Source organism: Rhizobium sp. Leaf321 (genome assembly GCF_001423215.1).
Classification (GTDB): Bacteria; Pseudomonadota; Alphaproteobacteria; order Rhizobiales; family Rhizobiaceae; genus Neorhizobium; species Neorhizobium soli.
The window spans coordinates 353,185-371,336 of sequence record NZ_LMOF01000008.1; the positions used below are offsets into that span (position 1 = coordinate 353,185).

General features: G+C 61.9%; 17 protein-coding genes. 11 read left to right on the plus strand and 6 right to left on the minus strand.

Annotated features, from left to right (window positions below; all coding sequences use genetic code 11):
• Positions 1-157: 157 nt before the first annotated feature.
• From ASF70_RS18735 to ASF70_RS18745, 3 genes are read left to right on the plus strand one after another with little or no spacing between them, the layout of a single operon-like run.
• Positions 158-661 (plus strand): (2Fe-2S)-binding protein, encoded by a 504-nt coding sequence (locus ASF70_RS18735; RefSeq protein ID WP_062581902.1) that lies wholly within the window; start codon positions 158-160, stop codon positions 659-661.
• The gene (locus ASF70_RS18740; RefSeq protein WP_062581904.1) at positions 654-1,652 is read left to right on the plus strand and encodes a xanthine dehydrogenase family protein subunit M; all 999 of its coding nucleotides are present in this window, start codon (positions 654-656) and stop codon (positions 1,650-1,652) included. The genes ASF70_RS18735 and ASF70_RS18740 overlap by 8 nt, the downstream gene beginning before the upstream one ends.
• A complete protein-coding gene (locus ASF70_RS18745) occupies positions 1,649-3,940 on the plus strand; it encodes a xanthine dehydrogenase family protein molybdopterin-binding subunit (RefSeq protein WP_062581906.1) in 2,292 nt (763 codons plus the stop codon). The genes ASF70_RS18740 and ASF70_RS18745 overlap by 4 nt, the downstream gene beginning before the upstream one ends.
• Positions 3,941-4,397: 457 nt before the next feature.
• On the opposite strand, the gene ASF70_RS18750 is transcribed toward ASF70_RS18745, so the two are convergent.
• Complete coding sequence (locus tag ASF70_RS18750; RefSeq protein ID WP_062581908.1) at positions 4,398-5,057, minus strand: sulfite oxidase-like oxidoreductase; 660 nt, start codon at positions 5,055-5,057, stop codon at positions 4,398-4,400.
• A 90-nt stretch (positions 5,058-5,147) separates the two neighbouring features.
• Between ASF70_RS18750 and ASF70_RS18755 the strand changes: the two genes are divergently transcribed.
• From ASF70_RS18755 to ASF70_RS18765, 3 genes are all read left to right on the plus strand, one after another.
• Entirely contained in the window at positions 5,148-6,344 is a 1,197-nt protein-coding gene (locus ASF70_RS18755; RefSeq protein ID WP_062581911.1) for an aminotransferase, read from the plus strand.
• A 26-nt stretch (positions 6,345-6,370) separates the two neighbouring features.
• Positions 6,371-7,627: a DUF763 domain-containing protein gene (locus tag ASF70_RS18760; RefSeq protein ID WP_062581913.1), complete on the plus strand. Its 1,257-nt coding sequence runs from the start codon at positions 6,371-6,373 to the stop codon at positions 7,625-7,627.
• A 495-nt stretch (positions 7,628-8,122) separates the two neighbouring features.
• Positions 8,123-8,437 carry a hypothetical protein gene (locus tag ASF70_RS18765; protein ID WP_156461880.1) on the plus strand — a complete coding sequence of 105 codons (315 nt, stop codon included), beginning with the start codon at positions 8,123-8,125 and terminating at the stop codon, positions 8,435-8,437.
• Positions 8,438-8,543: 106 nt separating this feature from the next.
• On the opposite strand, the gene ASF70_RS18770 is transcribed toward ASF70_RS18765, so the two are convergent.
• Complete coding sequence (locus tag ASF70_RS18770; protein ID WP_062581917.1) at positions 8,544-9,605, minus strand: SDR family oxidoreductase; 1,062 nt, start codon at positions 9,603-9,605, stop codon at positions 8,544-8,546.
• Positions 9,606-9,713: 108 nt separating this feature from the next.
• Here ASF70_RS18770 and ASF70_RS18775 point away from each other — a divergent pair, with 108 nt between their 5' ends.
• A complete protein-coding gene (locus tag ASF70_RS18775) occupies positions 9,714-10,091 on the plus strand; it encodes a helix-turn-helix domain-containing protein (RefSeq protein ID WP_062581919.1) in 378 nt (125 codons plus the stop codon).
• 79 nt (positions 10,092-10,170) lie between these two features.
• Positions 10,171-10,476, plus strand: a complete 306-nt coding sequence (locus ASF70_RS18780; protein WP_062581921.1) for a hypothetical protein — start codon at positions 10,171-10,173, stop codon at positions 10,474-10,476.
• Positions 10,477-10,508: 32 nt separating this feature from the next.
• Here ASF70_RS18780 and ASF70_RS18785 read toward each other — a convergent pair whose 3' ends face one another.
• Positions 10,509-11,711, minus strand: coding sequence for a pyridoxal phosphate-dependent aminotransferase (locus ASF70_RS18785; RefSeq protein WP_062581923.1), 1,203 nt, complete (start codon positions 11,709-11,711; stop codon positions 10,509-10,511).
• A gap of 89 nt (positions 11,712-11,800) precedes the next feature.
• A complete protein-coding gene (locus tag ASF70_RS18790) occupies positions 11,801-13,165 on the minus strand; it encodes an LLM class flavin-dependent oxidoreductase (protein WP_244474081.1) in 1,365 nt (454 codons plus the stop codon).
• 95 nt (positions 13,166-13,260) lie between these two features.
• Here ASF70_RS18790 and ASF70_RS18795 point away from each other — a divergent pair, with 95 nt between their 5' ends.
• The gene (locus tag ASF70_RS18795; RefSeq protein ID WP_062581925.1) at positions 13,261-13,815 is read left to right on the plus strand and encodes an XRE family transcriptional regulator; all 555 of its coding nucleotides are present in this window, start codon (positions 13,261-13,263) and stop codon (positions 13,813-13,815) included.
• Between the two features lie 256 nt (positions 13,816-14,071).
• On the plus strand, positions 14,072-14,782 hold the full coding sequence (locus ASF70_RS18800; protein WP_244474082.1) for a phosphoribosyltransferase family protein: 711 nt from the start codon (positions 14,072-14,074) through the stop codon (positions 14,780-14,782).
• On the opposite strand, the gene ASF70_RS18805 is transcribed toward ASF70_RS18800, so the two are convergent.
• Positions 14,779-15,552, minus strand: coding sequence for an endonuclease/exonuclease/phosphatase family protein (locus ASF70_RS18805; RefSeq protein WP_062581929.1), 774 nt, complete (start codon positions 15,550-15,552; stop codon positions 14,779-14,781). The two genes, ASF70_RS18800 and ASF70_RS18805, sit on opposite strands and share 4 nt — an antisense overlap.
• A 61-nt stretch (positions 15,553-15,613) precedes the next feature.
• Here ASF70_RS18805 and ASF70_RS18810 point away from each other — a divergent pair, with 61 nt between their 5' ends.
• Positions 15,614-16,564, plus strand: a complete 951-nt coding sequence (locus ASF70_RS18810; RefSeq protein ID WP_062581932.1) for a lysylphosphatidylglycerol synthase domain-containing protein — start codon at positions 15,614-15,616, stop codon at positions 16,562-16,564.
• Here ASF70_RS18810 and ASF70_RS18815 read toward each other — a convergent pair.
• Entirely contained in the window at positions 16,535-18,073 is a 1,539-nt protein-coding gene (locus ASF70_RS18815; protein ID WP_062583051.1) for a phospholipase D-like domain-containing protein, read from the minus strand. The genes ASF70_RS18810 and ASF70_RS18815 overlap by 30 nt on opposite strands.
• Positions 18,074-18,152: the final 79 nt, after the last annotated feature.

Sequence of the window (18,152 nt, forward strand, 5' to 3'; positions counted from 1 at the left end):
AAGGCGGCCGGATGTCATGTCGAAAGATGTCACTCCGCCTTATCGACCGCGATCGGCGGCGCGCGTTTAGACGATAGCAATGACCAGTGCCCTCGCCAGACGGCCGGTCCAGCCTAATTCTTTGAAATTCTCTTCGTGAAGATTGCAGGAGCCTGTCATGACACGAACCATTCACCTCAACCTCGATATCAACGGCAAGGGTTACGACCTCGATGTCGAGCCGCGCGTGACGCTGCTCGATGCGCTGCGCGACCATCTTGTTCTCACCGGCACCAAAAAGGGTTGCGACCAGGGCCAGTGCGGCGCCTGCACCTGCCATGTGGATGGCCGACGGGTGTTATCCTGTCTCACCCTGGCGGCCCAGGTCGAAGGCCGCCAGGTAGAAACGATCGAAGGACTGTCCGCTGCCGACGGAACCCTGCATGCGGTTCAGGCTGCATTCCTGGAGCAGGACGCTTTTCAGTGCGGCTATTGCACGCCGGGCCAGATCATGTCGGCAGTCGCCTGCATCCGTGAGGGCCATGCGGGATCGGATGCGGAAATCCGCGAATATATGTCCGGCAATCTCTGTCGCTGCGGCGCCTACAACAGCATCGTGGCCGCGGTGCGCCAGGCGGCGCAGGCCGTCGTTCCTGCAACGAAGGAGATGGCCGATGCGTGATTTTTCCTATCTTCGTGCAGCCACCCTCGATGAAGCCCGCCAGGCGGTGCTGCAGGCAGGGGCTTCCATTCTGGCCGGCGGCACGACCCTGATCGATCTTGCCAAATGCGGCGTCGCCGAACCGGAAACGGTCGTCGATATCTCCCATCTCAAAGGTCTCTCCGGCATCGAGGTCACACCCCAGTCCGTCACCATCGGCGCGCTTTCGCGCATGTCGGATGTGGCCGATCATTCCGGCATCCAGGCGGAAATGCCGGCTGTCTCGGAATCGCTCCTGCTGGCGGCGTCGGCGCAGCTGCGCAACATGGCGACGATCGGCGGTAACGTGATGCAGCGCACGCGCTGTCCGTATTTCCGCGATCCCGGCACGTTTCCGGCCTGCAACAAGCGCAATCCCGGCTCCGGCTGTTCGGCGCTTGGCGGCATCACCCGCAACCATGCGGTTCTCGGCACCAGCGAGCACTGTCTCGCCTCCAATCCGGGCGATCTGGCTGTGGCGCTGGTCGCATTCGACACGGTCGTCGATCTCGGGTCCCGCACGGTCCCGTTCGACGAGTTCTTCCTCCTGCCCGGCGATACCCCGGATCGGGAAACCGTGCTTCAGCCCGGCGAGATGATCATCGGCCTGTCGATCCCCAAAAGCGCTGCAGCGAAGAACTCCACCTACCTGAAGGTCCGAGACCGCCAGTCCTACGAGTTCGCCGCCGCAAGCGCTGCCGTCGGTCTGGAACTGGAAGACGATGGCCGCACGGTCAGGGATATTCGCGTGGCACTTGGCGGCGTTGCCACCAAGCCATGGCGGGCGCGCGCCGTCGAACAGGCGCTGATCGGCAAAGTGCTCGACGCTGCTACCATCAAGACGGCGAGCCTGCTTGCCATGGAGGGCGCCGTTGCCCAAGGCGACAATCAATACAAGATCGATCTTGTGCCACGGGTCGTTGCCCGGGCGATCGAGACGGTCTCGACGGACAAATCTGGAGGTCTCGCATGACTATTATGCCCCCCCGCAAACACGGCGATGCCTCTGACGGCATGGTTGGCGGACGTCTGACCCGGTTCGAAGGCAGCCTCAAGCTCACAGGTGCTGCCACCTATGCGCTGGAATACCCGATCGATAACCTTGCCCACGCGGCTCTCGTGCAGAGCACGATCGCCGCGGGCCGCGTCGTCAGCGTCGATGCGAGCAGAGCGATCGCCTCGCCCGGCGTCCTGATGGTGCTGACACCCGAAGACGATCTCGGACTGCGCGTTTCCGCCGACTGGCAAGGCAACCGGCCGGAAGACAAGGCCTATCATCCGCTGCCGCGCGAGGTGCAGTTCAACGGCCAGTCGATTGCAGCGGTGATCGCCGAAAGCCGCGAACAGGCGACGGAAGCCGCAAAGCTTGTTGTCGTTACCTATGAGGAAACGTCGCCGGTCATGAGCATCGACGATCCGGCGGCTGGCGAAGGCAAGCTGATGGACAATCTCACCATCGGCTGGGGAGATGCGGAAGCAGCCCTTGCGGCATCGCCGGTCCGGATCGAGGGCGAATACAGCACGCCGCGCGAATACCACTGCGCCATGGAGCCGCACGGGCTGACGGCCAAGTGGGACGGCGACGAGCTGACGATCTGGGAACCGAGCCAGTGGTCGCACGGCATGGCCCGCATGTATGCCGAATGGTTCGGCATGGACTACGAAAAGGTGCGGATCATCTCGCCCTATATCGGCGGCGGTTTCGGCTCCAAGGGCCAGCCGCTCGCCTATGGCGCGGTGGCGGTTGCGGCGGCGAGAAAGCTCGGGCGACCGGTCCAGCTTGCCGTCACACGGCCGCAGAACTTCACCAGCTACGGCGGTCGTGCGGCAACCCGCCAGACGATCGCGCTCGGCGCTTCCGAAGACGGCGTGCTGCAGGCGATCGTCCATCGCGGCAGGACAGAGACGTCAGTCTATATGGATTACCCGGAACAGACGGGAGCGGCGACGCCCATCCTCTACAAGGTGGAGAACTTCTCCTCCCAGTCGCGCGTCGTGCCGGTCAACACCGTCACACCGGGCGCGCTTCGGGGACCGGGCAAGAACCCCAGCGCCTACGGCATCGAAAGCGCCATGGAAGAGCTTGCCTACAAGCTGGATATGGATCCGCTGGAACTGCGGCTGAAGAACTATGCCGATCACGACTATCAGTCCGGCAAGCCTTGGTCGACGCGGATGCTGCGCGAAGCCTTGACGCAAGGGGCTGCCGCCTTCGGCTGGGAGAAGCGCAGCCATCAGCCCCGCTCGATGCGCGACGGCAAGACGCTGATCGGCTGGGGCATCGGTTGCGGCACGTTCCCGGTTATCCGGGCACCGTCGGAAGCGATGATCCGCGTCCTCGCGAACGGCCGCGTCGAGGTGGTCAGCGGCTCGATCGATATGGGGCAGGGCACCTATACGATCCTTGCCCAGACGGCAGCCGAAGCGCTCGGCGTGCCGGTCTCAGAAGTCGACGTGCTCCTGGGTGACAGCCGCATGCCGGGTTCGTCGATCGCCGGCGGATCGATGCTGGCGGGATCCATCACCGGTGCCGTGCACAAGGCGGCGATCGCAGCCCGCGACGAACTGATTGGCCTTGCGCTCAACGAGACCGGCTCGCCGTTCCGCGATACCGGCGCCAACACGCTGTCGCTGGTTGGCGGGCGGATCGAGGCCTCGCGTGGCGGTGGACCTTCGCTGTCGCTGCAGGAGTTGATGCAGGCTGTCGGCCGCAATGAGCTAGAGATCCGCCGCAACACGCTTGCCGAAAACGCGCAGACTCCTGATGATCAGAAACAGGCCTGGACGACCATGTCGAAAGTGCAGGGGCCGACCTCGGGCGACCTCTCCATGCACAGCTGGGCTGCCCATTTCGTCGAAGTCCGCATCGATGAGGATTTCGGGACGATCCGGGTGTCGCGCATGGTCTCTGCCTTCGATTGCGGCCGTCTCTACAATCCGAAGCTGGTGGAAAGCCAGTGGAAGGGCGGCATCATCATGGGCATCGGCCAGGCACTGCTTGAGGAAGGTGTCGTCGATCCGCGCAACGGCCGCACCATCAACAGCAACATGGCCGACTATCTGGTGCCGACCAATGCCGACATTCCGGATATCGAGGTGATCTCGGTCGGCGTGCCGGATCTCGACGCGTCCACGCTCGGCGGCAAAGGGGTAGGCGAAGTCGGCATCGTCGGCGTCGCCCCGGCAATCGCCAACGCCGTCTTCCACGCGACCGGCAAACGCATCCGCGACCTGCCGATCACGCTGGAAAAACTGATGTGATCATATGGGCTGTCGCCTCTGGCGGCAGCCTTTCTCACACTTTGCGGTATCGGCTGGCTTGAACGTCGCTTGCGGCGTTACCGCAACCCAAGAGGTCCCCACACCCTTACGTCGCCAGAACTTCTTTTCGGATCACCAAGGACCGAGTGGGTATAGCTTGAGTTAGGCTTTGCATCCGGCACTCTGGACGGAAACGTAGTGCGCGCATACAGCATGACGCGGGCATCTGCCTTGGGATTTCCGGTCGATTTTCTCATGGAAACTGTGGCCATTTTTCCCGCTGAATCTGTCCTGATCAGGACCTCTCCAATCCTTTCGCCAGGACTGCAGCCGACGACGAGAAAGCTCAGTAAGAATAGGGCTATCGGACGCATGAAAATTCCTGGAGCAACGGAAGGGTGATCAACTTTCCGTTGCATATTCTTTCAGGCAAAGCAACGGGATAGGCCGACGCCGCTCAATCCTCCGAATACCGTTCCTCGGCCCATGGATCACCGCGCATGTGGTAGCCGTTCTTTTCCCAGAAGCCGGCATTGTCGATGCCGAGGAAGTCGATTCGCTTCAGCCATTTCGCGCTTTTCCAGAAATAGAGATGCGGCACGACGAGGCGCACCGGTCCACCATGCTCTTCCGTCAGCGGCTTGCCCTCCCAGTGGGTCACAATGAGCGCGTCGGGGACTGCGAAATCGGAGAGGAGGACGTTGGTCGTGTAGCCGTCATAGGCGGTCAGCATCACCGCGGTCGCCTTGTCGGTCGGCTCCACGGCATCGAGCAGATCGCGGGTGGACACGCCCTTCCAGTCGTTGTCGTAGCGCGACCAGGTCGTCACGCAATGGATATCGGAGCGCATCTCGGTCTGCGGCAGCGCCTGGAAACTGTCCCAGTTGAAGGTCGTCGGCTTGTTGACGAGACCGTAGATGTCGAGCTTCCACTGCGCCGGCGAAATGCTGGGCTGCTGGCCGAGATCGAGCACCGGCCAGTTCTTGACCAGATGCTGGCCGGGCGGCAGGCGGTCGGTATCTGGCCGCGCATGCCGGCCGGTCAGGAATTTTCCCTCATCGGCCCATTTGCGCTTGGTGCTGGTGAGCTTGGAATCCTGCGGAAGATTGTCGTCCATAAGTGGTTCTCCTTGCCTCCGAGGATAATCTGATAAACAACAAGGGCAATCAATTCCTGATGCACCTTCCCAAGATTTCGTCGAGACCCCATGCCCGCCTCCCATCCGCGCCTGAATGCCCGCTTCAACCCCTTGATCGAACAACTGTCCCTGCCACCGGTTCCAGCCGTCGCGGCCTGGGGGCGTGCCTATGACAAGGCTCTGGGGCCGCTGATCGACCTGTCGCAGGCGGTGCCCGGCTACCCCGCCCATCCGGACATGCTGCGGCTCCTCGGCGAGGCGGCGTCGTCCAAGGCCTATACCGGCTACGGCCCGATCGAGGGCGAGACGGTTCTGCGCACCGGCTATGCAAGCCACGTCTCGGAGGTCTATGGCGCAGCACTTGGCGAAGAAAACATCCACATCACCTCCGGCTGCAACCAGGCTTTCGTCTGCGCGGCGATGACGGTCGCCGGTCCCGGCAGCACCATCCTGATGACCGAGCCGTTCTATTTCAACCATGAAACGACGCTTGCGATGATGGGCATCGGCACCGCCTTCGTGCCTTGTTCTGCCGAAAACGGGTTCCTGCCGGATCTGGTGTCGCTCGAAGCGGCGATGACGGATGGGGTGAAAGCGCTGGCGCTGGTGTCGCCCAACAATCCGACCGGCGCCATCTATCCGGCGTCCCTGCTCGAGGCGATCTTTAGGCTATGTCAGGAAAAAGGCATCTGGCTGATCCTCGACGAGACCTATCGCGATTTCCTGCCGCAAGCCGGAAGCCGTGCCCATGGCCTGTTTTCGCAGTCCGGCTGGGAAGAAACGCTGATCAGCCTCTACAGCTTTTCCAAATCCTTCTGCATTCCCGGTCACCGGCTCGGCGCCATCACCGCCGGCGAGGCGGCGATCGGTCAGATCGCCAAGATCATGGACAATCTGCAGATCTGCGCCCCGCGTGCCGCCCAGGCAGCCGTTGCCGAAGCGCTGCCGCTGCTCGCCGCCTGGCGCGAGGAAAATCGTCAGGAAATCGGCCGTCGTGCCGAAGCGCTGAAAGCCGTCATGCGCGGCGTCTCCGGTTGGAAGCTCGATGCGATCGGCGCCTATTTCGCCTTCGTGCGGCATCCCTACCCGGGGAAGGGCTCGGCGGAAGTGGCCGAACAGCTCGCCAAACGCGCCGGCATCAGCTGCATCCCCGGCGTCTATTTCGGGCAAGCGCAGGATGGCTATCTGCGGTTTGCCTTCGCCAACGCTGATGTCGAAACCATCGGTCTTCTGGAAGAACGTTTGCGGAACTTTTCGCTGTCGTAAAGCGGCTGTCGGCTCTATAAGGAACCATGGTTCAGAGAGCAGGCAGCGCCGATCTTCCGCTTCATGGCGGCCGGGTTCCCCGGTGGCTGGGCGACCGCATGACCAAGCTCGGCGCCGTCATCACCGAAGCCATCGTCCTTCACTACGGCCGTGACGAGCTGCTCAGCCGGTTGGCGCATCCGTTCTGGTTTCAATCCTTCGGGGCGGTGATGGGCATGGACTGGCATTCGTCCGGCATCACCACCAGCGTCATCGGCGCGCTCAAACGCGGACTGACGCCCATGTCGGGCGAACTTGGTATTCATGTCTGCGGCGGTCGCGGTCGCAATTCGCGGCAGACGCCGGACGAGTTGATCGCCATCGGCAACCGCGTCGGCATCGATGGTTTCGCGCTTGCCAAGACCAGCCGGCTCGTCGCCAAGGTGGACAGCGCCGCCGTTCAGGATGGTTTCGATCTCTATCTGCACGGTTTCATCGTCACCGACGATGGCAAATGGGTCGTCGTCCAGCAGGGCATGAACGGTGACCGGAAGCAGGCGCGACGCTATCACTGGCAGTCGCAGGGCCTGAAAAGCTTCGTGGATTCGCCGCATGCGGCGATCGAGGGCCGCGGCCAGGGCGACATCGTCAACCTCGCCGATCACCGGGCAGAGGCCTCGCGCCACGGCCAGCTCGATCTGCTCGCATCGCTCGGTCCCGACCGCATTGTCCGCGAAGTGATCGCGATCGATCCGGGCCGGCAGCGCAAGAAGGATCTGTCGCAGCCGATGCTGCCGCATCTGATCATGCCTGATCATCACGACGTCCGCGAAGAAGACGTCAACATGAAGCGCCTGCATGGCACGCTTGCCGCCGCTGCCGATCGTGGCCCGAAGGATTTCGAGGATCTGCTTCTGACGCCTGGCGTCGGAGCCCGCACGGTGTCGGCGCTCGCCATGGTCGCCGAAGTCGTGCACGGCGCGCCCTGCCGGTTTTCCGATCCGGCGCGGTTTTCGCTCGCCCACGGCGGCAAGGACCGGCATCCGTTCCCGGTGCCGATCCGGGTCTATGACGAGACGATCAGGGTGATGAAATCGGCCGTCGGCAAGGCAAGGCTTGGCCGCGACGAGGAAATGCAGGCACTGCGCCGCCTCGACGACCAGGCCCGCCAGCTCGAAAAATACGTGACCGGCCCCGACCTCAAGGAAATCGTCGCCGGCGAGTTTTCGCGCTCGCACGACTGGGGCGGACGCAGCGTGTTCGGCTGGGAGCCGGCGGCAGAAGACGATAAACGGACGGGATAAGTAGGGCATTGCCCTCCGTCGCAGGATGCAGTGGCAGATGGGTATCGGTATGCTACCGAGCCGGTTTTGTCCGAATTCTGAAGCGTCCAGACTTTTCTCGCGCTCCATCTATCTCTTAATTTTGCGTAAAATTCATCGTTGCAGATGAGGCGGCAAGTCATATCCTAAGGTGCATATCGAACAGCCATCAGGAGTGGCAATTGGATTTGTTCTCGCTAACTGCAGCTATTGTCGCCACCACCGGTCTGATCGCAGCAATCAGCTCGCTTCTACGGGAGTTGAGAAGCTGGCGCAGGCGCCCTTCACGGGAGCGGAAATAAGGTGGATACTACCAATGAACACGAGGACTATAACTGTCCCGAGTGCCATAGCAGAGATGCTGTGAAGAACGGGATAGTGCGGGGCACACAGCGATTTCGTTGTAGGGCCTGCCATTTAAATTTTGTTCAGGAGCCAAAGCGGCGATGGCCTCCTTCTTCCAAAATGTTCAATCTGATGATGTCACAAATCGGGGAAGGAATAGAGAGCCCTGGCGATGCCGCGCGGATCGATCGATGGCTATTGGAGGCGAAAGAGCATCATCCTTGGTTCGTGAGGGCTTTGGCCGAGTTTGCCGTATCCAATGCAGGCCGCGAGGGAGAAACCATGGAAACAATTCTTTTGGCAACATGGGAGATGTACTTCATCATCACGACGCGCAACCCGGAGCAGTATTACGACGAACTCGCTCCCGGCCTTTATATTGATATGCTCAGAATCGGAGATAAGGCTTTTCAGGAAGAGCTAATGGCTTGGTTGAAAGAGCATTGAATCAGGAAGTTCAACTGGGAACCATGAAGCCGTAAAGCGCCCGGGAAGAAATCCCCGGGCACCGTTATTCTCAGTGCCGATCCAACGTATCGGCACTCAGCTTTCTTTACGGGATCAGACGGTTTGCGCGCAGATCTTCGAACAGATCGAAGAAGGCATCGTCGGTTGGCTGGTACTCGAGGAAGCCGAGACGGCGGCTTTTCGACATGTCGGTGACGACTTCGATCGGGCGTCCGAGATCGGCATCCGTATGCCAGGGCGACACGAGGCGGTTCATGTCCGGTTCGGCCAGATTGTGGCGTTCTGCAATCTCGCGCCAGATCGCAGCATCCTCGGCCATCTGCTTTTCGAGCGGCTGTACGGTGCCATCGAAGGTGGCGGGTTCCAGCTCGAACCAGGCGGCGATGCGGCTCCACATCCACTTCCAGCGGAAGACATCACCGTTGACGACGTTGAATTCGCCGTTGGCTGCACCCGGTGTCGTGGAAGCCCACAGGAGATGGCGGGCGAGAAGGTTGGCGCTGGTCATGTCGGTCAGCCCCTCCCACTGCATCTCGACGCCCGGGAAGCGGAAGGGGCGGCCGGTGTGCTTGCAGATCGCAGCGTAGACGGCAAGCGTCGTGCCCATGTTCATGGCATTGCCGACAGCCTTGCCGACGATCGTGTGCGGGCGATGGACGCTCCAGGTGAAGCCGTCGCGGGCGGCTGCCGCAAACACTTCGTCTTCCTGGGCGTAGTAGAAATTATCGACCTCGAGCCGGCCCTGTTCCTCGCGGAACGGCGTCTGCGGCAGGGCGCCCTTGCCGTAGTTCTCGAACGGGCCGAGATAATGCTTGAGGCCCGTCACCAGCGCCACATGCTTGACGGAGCCTGCCGGAGACAGCGCGTCGAGGACATTGCGCACCATCGACGAGTTGACGCGGATGTTTTCGGCTTCGGTCGACTGCCGCAGCCAGCTCGAGATGAACACATGCGAGGGATCAAGACCCGCCAGCGCTTTCGAAAGCGAGGCCGGATCGAGAAGATCCGCGGCCACCGGTGTCACGTTCGTCTGCTGCTGCGGTGTGCGCGACAGGCCGAGAACCTGCCAGCCGTCGTCGCCCAGAACCTTTGCTGTTGCGCTGCCGACAATGCCGCTTGCGCCCACGATCAATGCTTTTTTTGTCATAATTGCTCCTGTCGTTCTGAGCCTGATCTAGTGTCTTGCGGCAGACTGTGCCAGAAGGCACCCGAATGGGACATAGGCACCCTGACGTAACCAGATGGGGAACAGATCATGCAGCCAGGCTCACCTGACAACGAATGGCGCGAAGACTGCGCACCGCGCCGCGTCCTCGACCTTTTCTCCTCGAAATGGACGAGCATGATCCTGCATGTGCTCGATACGCGGCTGGAAGGCTGTGCGCGGACCGGCGTTCTGCTGCGCAGCCTGCCCGGCATTTCCAAGAAGATGCTGACCCAGACCCTGCGCGACATGGAAGCCTCGGGTCTTGTCATCAGGCGCGTCTATGGCACGGTGCCCCCGGCAGTCGACTATACGCTGACGCCGCTCGGCAAGCGTTTCGTCGAGCTGATCGATCTGCTCTACGGTTGGGGTCGAGACAATGCCGATGCGCTGGACGCGCTCAAAGCGAAGAAGGGCGAGGGAGCCTAGATCAGGGATTGGGCCTCCCAGTTCGGATGGAACGATGGTGGCCGGCCCGTGTTCTCCTTGGGAACAAGGGAGACTTGCTATGTCAGACCACAAAGACGTCGACCTCGCAGCCGATACGGCTTCCAAGGAAGCGACCCGGTTCGGCAGCAGCCAGCCCAAGGTTTCCGAACAGTCAAGGGATAGCATCCACCCGGCCGCCGATGCGGCTGAGGATGTACAGGCTGACCACAAGGTCGAGAAGAGCTTTGGTACCGGCGAGGATGGGTCAGTGCGCAAGACGGATGAGGCAACCGTCGAACTCAATCGCGCCCGCAAGGCGGCTGGAGCCGAAGGCTCCGGCGTCCCGAGCGATCATGAGGCCGACGCCGGCGACATCGGCGGCTGAGACTTCCACGCGCGGTCGCCGCGGGTGAGAGACTACTGGATATGCGGCGGCGCTTCTTCGCGCGCCGCGATCCGGCCGGCGAGTTCGCCGATGCGGCGGATCGCTCCCTCCAGCACATCATCAGGCACCGTCAGCGATATGCGCAGAAAGCCTGCCGCCTGATCGCCGAAGGACGTGCCGGGCATGACTGCCACCTTTTCCTCGCGCAGCAGTTCCCAGGCAAATTCCTCGCCACCGAGGCCTGTTGCCGTCACGTCGAGCAGGATGAACATCCCACCTTCCGGCATCATCGGCTTGACCAGATTGTTGCCCTTCAGCACAGTTTCGACGATCGCGGCGCGCCTGTGATAATTGGCGCGCATCACGTCGGCTGTCGGGAAGTTTTCAGACAGCGCCATTGCGGTCATGTCGGCAATAAAGGGCTGCACGCCGAACAGCATGATTTCGGACACCGGCAGCAGACGTTCGCAAAATTCCTCCGGGCCGGCTGCCCAGCCGGATCTGAATCCGGGTGCCGCGTGCGACTTGGAGATGGACGAGACCACGATCGTGCGCTCCGCCAGTTCCGCCATGTCAAAGGGTGAGGCAAAGCTGGTGCCGTCGAAGATCAGCTGCTCATAAACCTCGTCGCAGATGATCCAGAGATCGTGCTTGCGGCAGATCTCGCCGATCCTTGCGATTTCGGAGGCTGACAGAACGGCACCGGTCGGGTTGTGCGGCGTGTTCAGAAGCAGCACGCGTGCTTCCGGCGTCACGGCCCGTTCCAGATCGTCCAGCTGCATGTGGAATTTCTTCTCCGGCCGCAGCGGCACGGGGATCATATGGGCGCCGGTGGAGGCAATCACGCCTTCATAGGTCGCGTAGAGCGGATCGCCGACCAGCACGCCATCGCCAGCGCCAACCAGACCGGTCATGACGCAGTAAAGCGCGCTCTGGGTGCCTGGAAAGCAGAGGAAGTTCTTTTCCGTCACGCTGCTGCGGCGTTTCGAATATTTCGCAACAAGCGCCTTCAGCGTATCCGGCTCGCCTCTTCCGTTGGAATAGCGGGTGCGGCCGGCATACATGGCGCGCGCGGCTTCATCCAGCAGCGCCTTGTCGGGCACGACGTCAGGCTCGCCGATCGTCAGCTCGACCACGTCCTCGCCCTCGGCCTTCATGCGCCTTGCAGTCAGATGCAGCGCCCAGCGGCCTGAACCGAGATGGGCGAGACGGTCGGTGATCGTGGCATAGCGCATGAATAGGCCTCATGTTCGAGGATTAGGATGGGCCGCCTCTAGCAAATACGCCGCGCCGGAGCAAATGGCGCGGCATGGGTGATCGGCACTCAATCCTTGTTTCCCGTCCGGTAACGACCGCCCACATGCCGGGCCGGCAATCTCGGTGCACCGAACAGTTTTTCGCGCAGCGTGCCCTCGCGATAGCCGGTTTTGTAGACGCCGCGTTCCTGCAGAATGGGGATCACCAGCTCGATCACGTCGTCGAAACATTCCGGCACCACGGTGCGCGACAGGTTGAAGCCGTCGACATCGGCTTTCTCCATCCACTCCTGGAGACGGTCGGCGATCTGCTCGGCAGAGCCCACCATCGGCATCTGGCGGCTGCCGAGAATCATCTGGTCCAGCAGCTTTCGCTTCGTCCATTGCGGTCCGGCGCTGCGGGTCATCGCCTCGACATTGGAGACGATGGCATCGCTTTTGCCGGTCTGGATCGGTTCGTCGAGATCGTAGCGCGCAAAATCGATGCCGAGCGATGCGCTGGCATGCACAAGGGCCGCCTCGGAACTGGCATGGCTGCGATAATCCTCGAACTTCTCCTGCGCTTCCTTTTCCGTGCGGCCGGTGATGATCGTTGCGCCAACAAAGACTTTGAGATCATCGGCGGTTCGGCCTCCGGCAATCGCGCGGGCGCGAATATCGTCGACGAGGTCCCGCACGCCTTCCATCTTCTGGCCGTTGACGAAGACGCATTCGGCATGGGTGGCGGCAAAGGCGCGGCCGCGGGTGGAAGAGCCGGCCTGATAGAGAACCGGCGTTCTCTGCGGGGAGGGGGCGGAAAGATGCATCGCGTCCAGCCGGTACTGCCGGCCTTCGTGGCTGATCTTTCGAACCTTGGCCGGATCGGCATAGACTCCGGCGGCGCGATCGAACACGACGGCATCGTCGTCCCAACTGCCTTCCAGCAGCTTGTAGATCACGTCCATGTATTCGTCGGCGAGATCGTAGCGATCGTCATGCGCCATCTGCGCATCGAGGCCGATCGCCTTGGCCGCGCTGTCGAGATAGCCCGTCACGATATTCCAGCCGATGCGACCACCGGTCAGGTGATCGAGCGTCGACATGCGGCGGGCAAACAGGAAGGGTTGCTCGTAGGTGAGGTTCGCGGTGACTCCGAAAGATAGGTGCTTGGTCACGGCGGCCATCGCCGGCACCAGCAGCATCGGATCGTTGACCGGCACCTGCACGGCGCCCCTCAAGGCCGCATCCGGGCTTTCGCCGTAGACGTCGTAGACGCCCACCACGTCGGCCAGGAAAATCCCGTCGAACAGGCCGGCCTCCAGCCGTTTGGCGTAATCCGTCCAATAGGCAAGCTCGGTGTAACGGTTGGACTGGTCGCGCGGATGCGTCCACAATCCGTGCTGGATGTGGCTGATACAGTTCATGTCGAAGGCGTTGAATCGGATTTCGCGCAAAGAGCATTCCCCCGCGTTGCAGATCTGGTGCGTCTCTTATAAGTTCCTATCGTCCACTATAGAAGACGATCGTTCGGAGGCAAGCGGATAAAGCCATGGAAGCAGATGTTGGAGATGCTATTGCATCGCGTCTCAAAACGGAACGCGAGACACGCAAATGGTCGCTTGCGGACCTCGCCGAACGCTCTGGCGTGTCGAAGGCGATGATCAGCAAGATCGAGCGTGGCGAGGCGAGCCCATCGGCCGCCGTGCTTGGCCGGCTGTCCGGCGCCTTCGGCCTGCCGCTGTCGGTGCTTCTGGCACTGGCGGAAGGCGGGGAGGAGCGGCTGCGCGTCCAGTCCGGTCAGCCGGTCTGGACCGATCCCGAGACCGGCTATACCCGCCGGGCACTGTCGCCGCCCAATGCGCCGCTCGAACTGATCGAGGTTCTGCTGCCGCCTGCCGTGCGCGTTCCCTATCCGGCCTCCGCCTTCGCCTTCCAGCATCAGCAGATCTGGCTTCTCGCGGGCGCGCTCGATTTCATCGAAGGCACGGTGCTGCATTCTTTGAAGGAGGGCGATTGTCTCATGCTGGGGCCGCCCGCCGACTGCGTCTTCTTCAATCCCGGTAAGGTCCCGGCGCGTTACGTTGTGGCGCTTTCCCGAAGGTAACGGAGCAGAACGGCAGACGTGAAAAAGGCGCTTCCCGAAGGAAGCGCCAGTTGGGGAGATTGTGACTTTGCCGGTCGCGCTGATGGATGCGACCTACAAGTCCGTGAACACGAACCCCTAGCGGTTTGTTCCCGCAGAAAGTGTGAAATCCTTTTCTTGCCCGGAACGATCCGATATCCTGTCGGTTACACCGCAAGAACGGATCGAAGCCTGGGAGGAGGATGCGATGCTGGGATTGGGTCATTTCTGGAAACGGGTGCAGGCCCGCAAGGCGGAAACGGCAACGCCCGAGTTTGCCGATCGCAGTGATGCCGGCCGGCAGCTGGCCGAGGCACTGCAAATCTCACAATCCTTGTCCTCTGTCGCCGGCGATCCCGTGGTGGTCGCCGTGCCGCGCGGCGGCGTGCCGGTGGCGTTCGAAGTGGCGCAGCGGCTTGGACTGCATCTCGATCTCTTGATCCTGCGCAGGATCGCTGCCCCCGGCCACCCGGAATTAAGCATCGGCACCGTTGTCGACGCTAAAGAACCAATTGTCCATATCGACGAGGGAAACGTGCGGCGCTTTCCCCTGCCTCCTGGCTATCTTAACGAGGAGCGGCAGCATCAGATCGCCGAGGTCGACCGCCATCACCGGATGTATTTCGGCGAGGATCACGCCGACGAGCAGGATCTTGCCGGGCGTCACGTCATACTGATCGATGAGGGGCTTTCCGATGCCGGGTCGATGGAGGTCAGCATCCACGCGCTCAGGCAGCTGGGTGTCGCGATCATTACCCTTGCCGTACCGGTCGCCTCGCAGGACACGCTCGATGCAATCAGGGACAAGGTTGAAGACGTGGTCTGCCTGTCGATCCCGCCATCATTCGGCGATGTCGGTGACCACTACGAGGATTTCCCGGAAACCACCGATCAGGACGTCGTCCGGCTGCTCAAGGAAGCCAAACGGTCGGAGCGGTTGCTCAACTAGATTTCAATCGTCGCCAACAACGGCAAGTGGTCGGATGCCCGCCGCGTCAGCGGTGTCGAGACCACTTCCGCATCGATCACCTTGATGCTGTCGGAAACAAAGATGTGGTCGAGCCGAAGCAGCGGAAAGCGGGACGGAAACGTTGCCCGCCACGGTTTGACAAGCGCCGTCTGCACATCGGTCAGGCGCTTGGCCGCATGCCGGTAGGTCCTCGTGATCGGTGTCGAGTTGAAGTCGCCGATCAGAATGCGCGCCGGGTTTTCCTTCTCGAGGCCGCCGAGCCAGTCCGGGCCCGTCAGCTCCGTCATCTGCGCCATCCGGTCTTTACCGCGGAGTCCGAGATGGGTGTTGAAGACCTGCAGCGGTTTGCCACCGACGTCGATTTCCACCCAGACTGCGCCGCGCTGCTCGCCGATCGAGGAAAGCATGTCGGCCTTGATCACTTTCAGCGGCAGGGATGTCAGAATGGCGTCGCCGTAGCGTTCCTCGGCCACATGCAGCGCCGCGTGAAAATGGTAGTCCATCTCCACCTCGCGGGCGATGATATCGACCTGATCGACGCCACCGGTGCGCGAGCGGCCGACATCCAGTTCCTGCAGGCCGATAATATCAGGCTTCAACTCCGAGATGACGTCGGCGATCCGCGCGGGATCAAGCCGTCGATCGGTGCCGATGCAGCTATGCACGTTGTAGCTCAGAATTTTCAGGCGGCGCCGGGAGGAAGTTTGAGGCGAGGTGTCGGAGGGCGGTTTGGGAAGCGCATCGATCATAGCGCGGGAACACCTTGGACAGTCATTTCGTTCCACCCTGCACAGCATGAATGGAGATGGAATGAAGATCTGGCGGCCCCTCATCAAATGTCTTGTGGTTGCCGCGGTCTGCCTTGCCGCACTCCTCGTCTACCGCAGCCTGCAACGCTACACATGGGACGAAATCGAGGAGTCCGTGCTGTCCATCGCCGGCATTCGGTTGGTGGCCGCGTTCGGCTTCGTCATTCTCTCCTATGCCTGCCTTGGCATGTTCGATGCGCTTGGCGTGCGCTATGCGGGCAAGCCGCTTGCCTACCATAAGACGGCACTCGCGTCCTTCGCAAGCCTGTCGATCGGCCACAATGTCGGCATGGCAGCGCTCAGCAGCGGCGCGGTCCGTTACCGGTTCTACTCCCGCTGGGGCCTTCAGCCTCAGGACATCGCCAAGGTCATCGTATTTTGCGGCGCGACTGTTGGGTTGGGGCTTGCCACACTGGGCGGCATTGCCATGCTGCTCGATGTCAATGGATCGGACGACTTCTTCGGCCTTGGCAGGGGAGAGAGGGCCGCCATCGGCGTCGCCTGTCTGGCCGTGCCGGCTGCCTATCTACTGCTTTGCGCTTTCGTGCGCCGGCCGTTGCCCGTCCGCTCCTGGCGTTTCACGCCGCCGGATCTGTCGCTCGCGATCGGCCAGATCATCGTCGGCACACTGAATTTCCTCTGTGTCGCCTCCGCAATCCGCCAGCTGCTGCTTGCGTTTACCGATGTCGGATTCCTGCAGGTCGCCAGCGCCTACGTGACCGCCAATCTCGGCGCGCTGGTTAGCCACGTGCCTGGCGGTCTCGGCGTGCTGGAAGCGGTCATGCTGAACCTGTTGCCGGGCACATCGGCGATCGGCGCACTGATCGCCTTCCGCGTCCTCTACTTCTTCGTGCCGCTCGCGATCGGCGTACCGGTGCTGATCGCAAGCGAGGCCTATTACCGGCGTCAGGGAAGTGCCTATTCAGGCCGCGCGGCGGAAGGAAAGGCGTGAAAACAGCTTCCTGATCCCGGACTTGATCTCCGGGATCGGCCAGAACGGCTGTTTCGGATCGACAATGCCGGTGCCGATCAGCGAGGTGATCTCGCCCTTCAGCGTATCCACCTCGAAAGGCCGCAGGCAACGTGGGTTGACGTTCAGGATGTCGATCGCCGCCAGCATCGATCCGGTTTGCTGAATGATGCGCGAGACATCTTCCTTGTTGGCACAGAGATGCTCGGCCAGAAGATCGTCGCGCAGATCAAGGATTGCCTTCTGCGACGCGGCCTCGACAGTCTCGAGCGCGATATCGCATTCCGTATCGAGCCCTTCCGATCGGTTGTTGAGGTTGGACGAGCCAACCCGCACGAAGCGGTCGTCGACGACGATCAGCTTGGAATGGACGATGATCTCGCGATCGTTGCCGTCGGCATCCGGGGTCGTGGCGTAGTAGATCCGCAGCCGGCCGTAGCGATCGGCGCGCTTCAGGCGGCGGATCAGGCGGGTGCGGTTGTTGCCCATCATCAGCTTTTCGAGGAAGCCGTGGGATTCGCGCGTCACGATGATGACGATTTCCGGGCCCTGCGCTGCCTTGAGCTTGCGGGCAAGTGTGCGCGCCACGCCGAAGGAGGCGAGATACTGCGTCTCGATATAGAGGTGCCGCTCGGCTGCCTTCAGCGCATCATGGGTAAGCTTGATCGCCTCGCGATGACCGCGGCGACCCTTCCATTTCCACGGCTCGGTCAGCGCAAGTCCGCTGCGGCAATTGGTGAGATTGGGTTCGAGATCCTGCGGCCAAGCGGCTTCGCCCGCAACCGTGACCGGTTCGAGCTCGATCTTCGTCACCTTTTTCCAGCGCCGGCGCGTCACGTCGCCGATCAGCCGGGCGATATCGCCAGTGACGATCGTCTGCATGTCGTGAACGGGACCATAGGTCGTGCCGTCGGGGGAGGTGCGGGCCGGGTTGATGCAAGCATGCCCACGGTCGTCCCAGCGGCGCGCGGTCAGATCGATGCCGCCGACAAAGGCGGTCCTGTCGTCGACCACGACGATTTTCTGGTGATGGCTGGCGCGCAGCGGATGTTCGAAATCGAAGCGCAGTTCGATGCGCGGATGGTCGTTCCAGTCCATCTTGCCGAACATCTTCAGGCTCTTGCCGGAATAGACCGGGCCCATGCCCCAGACGAGGATACGGATTTCCAGTTCCGGCTTTTCCTCGACCATGCGGCGCAGCGTGGCACCAAGCGTCGGGCAATCAGGATCGCGCGGACGCAGCTTGATACCAGGGTTGAAGTCCCAGCCGAGGATCATCACGGACCGTTCGGCCTGTTTCAACACGTCGTCCAGGCGCTGGTAGTATTCCTCGCCATCGATCAGGAAGCCGACGCGCTCGGCCTCGGCGCTGCGCCAGACGTTGCGGCCGGGTCGAATGATCGCACGGCCGGATGGCTCCGACCGGCGCCAGGACGAAAGTGCGGAAGAGCCTGTCTGGCTCGGCGAAGTTTTTGAAGAAAAATTAGACACGTCCACCTTTTGACCCCCGTCAATTGCGTGGCCCATTAACGCGCTAAGCTGCTAGATGTTCCAGGGACGCTGGAACATC

Excerpts from the sequence above, each read along its gene's own strand:
- ASF70_RS18745 (WP_062581906.1), top strand. The coding sequence starts at position 1,649 with ATGACTATTATGCCCCCCCGCAAACACGGCGATGCCTCTGACGGCATG.
- ASF70_RS18795 (WP_062581925.1), top strand. The coding sequence starts at position 13,261 with ATGGAAGCAGATGTTGGAGATGCTATTGCATCGCGTCTCAAAACGGAA.
- ASF70_RS18750 (WP_062581908.1), bottom strand. The coding sequence starts at position 5,057 with ATGGACGACAATCTTCCGCAGGATTCCAAGCTCACCAGCACCAAGCGC.
- ASF70_RS18760 (WP_062581913.1), top strand. The coding sequence starts at position 6,371 with ATGGTTCAGAGAGCAGGCAGCGCCGATCTTCCGCTTCATGGCGGCCGG.
- ASF70_RS18810 (WP_062581932.1), top strand. The coding sequence starts at position 15,614 with ATGAAGATCTGGCGGCCCCTCATCAAATGTCTTGTGGTTGCCGCGGTC.
- ASF70_RS18735 (WP_062581902.1), top strand. The coding sequence starts at position 158 with ATGACACGAACCATTCACCTCAACCTCGATATCAACGGCAAGGGTTAC.
- ASF70_RS18785 (WP_062581923.1), bottom strand. The coding sequence starts at position 11,711 with ATGCGCTATGCCACGATCACCGACCGTCTCGCCCATCTCGGTTCAGGC.
- ASF70_RS18765 (WP_156461880.1), top strand. The coding sequence starts at position 8,123 with ATGATGTCACAAATCGGGGAAGGAATAGAGAGCCCTGGCGATGCCGCG.
- ASF70_RS18740 (WP_062581904.1), top strand. The coding sequence starts at position 654 with ATGCGTGATTTTTCCTATCTTCGTGCAGCCACCCTCGATGAAGCCCGC.
- ASF70_RS18755 (WP_062581911.1), top strand. The coding sequence starts at position 5,148 with ATGCCCGCCTCCCATCCGCGCCTGAATGCCCGCTTCAACCCCTTGATC.
- ASF70_RS18780 (WP_062581921.1), top strand. The coding sequence starts at position 10,171 with ATGTCAGACCACAAAGACGTCGACCTCGCAGCCGATACGGCTTCCAAG.
- ASF70_RS18770 (WP_062581917.1), bottom strand. The coding sequence starts at position 9,605 with ATGACAAAAAAAGCATTGATCGTGGGCGCAAGCGGCATTGTCGGCAGC.
- ASF70_RS18805 (WP_062581929.1), bottom strand. The coding sequence starts at position 15,552 with ATGATCGATGCGCTTCCCAAACCGCCCTCCGACACCTCGCCTCAAACT.
- ASF70_RS18775 (WP_062581919.1), top strand. The coding sequence starts at position 9,714 with ATGCAGCCAGGCTCACCTGACAACGAATGGCGCGAAGACTGCGCACCG.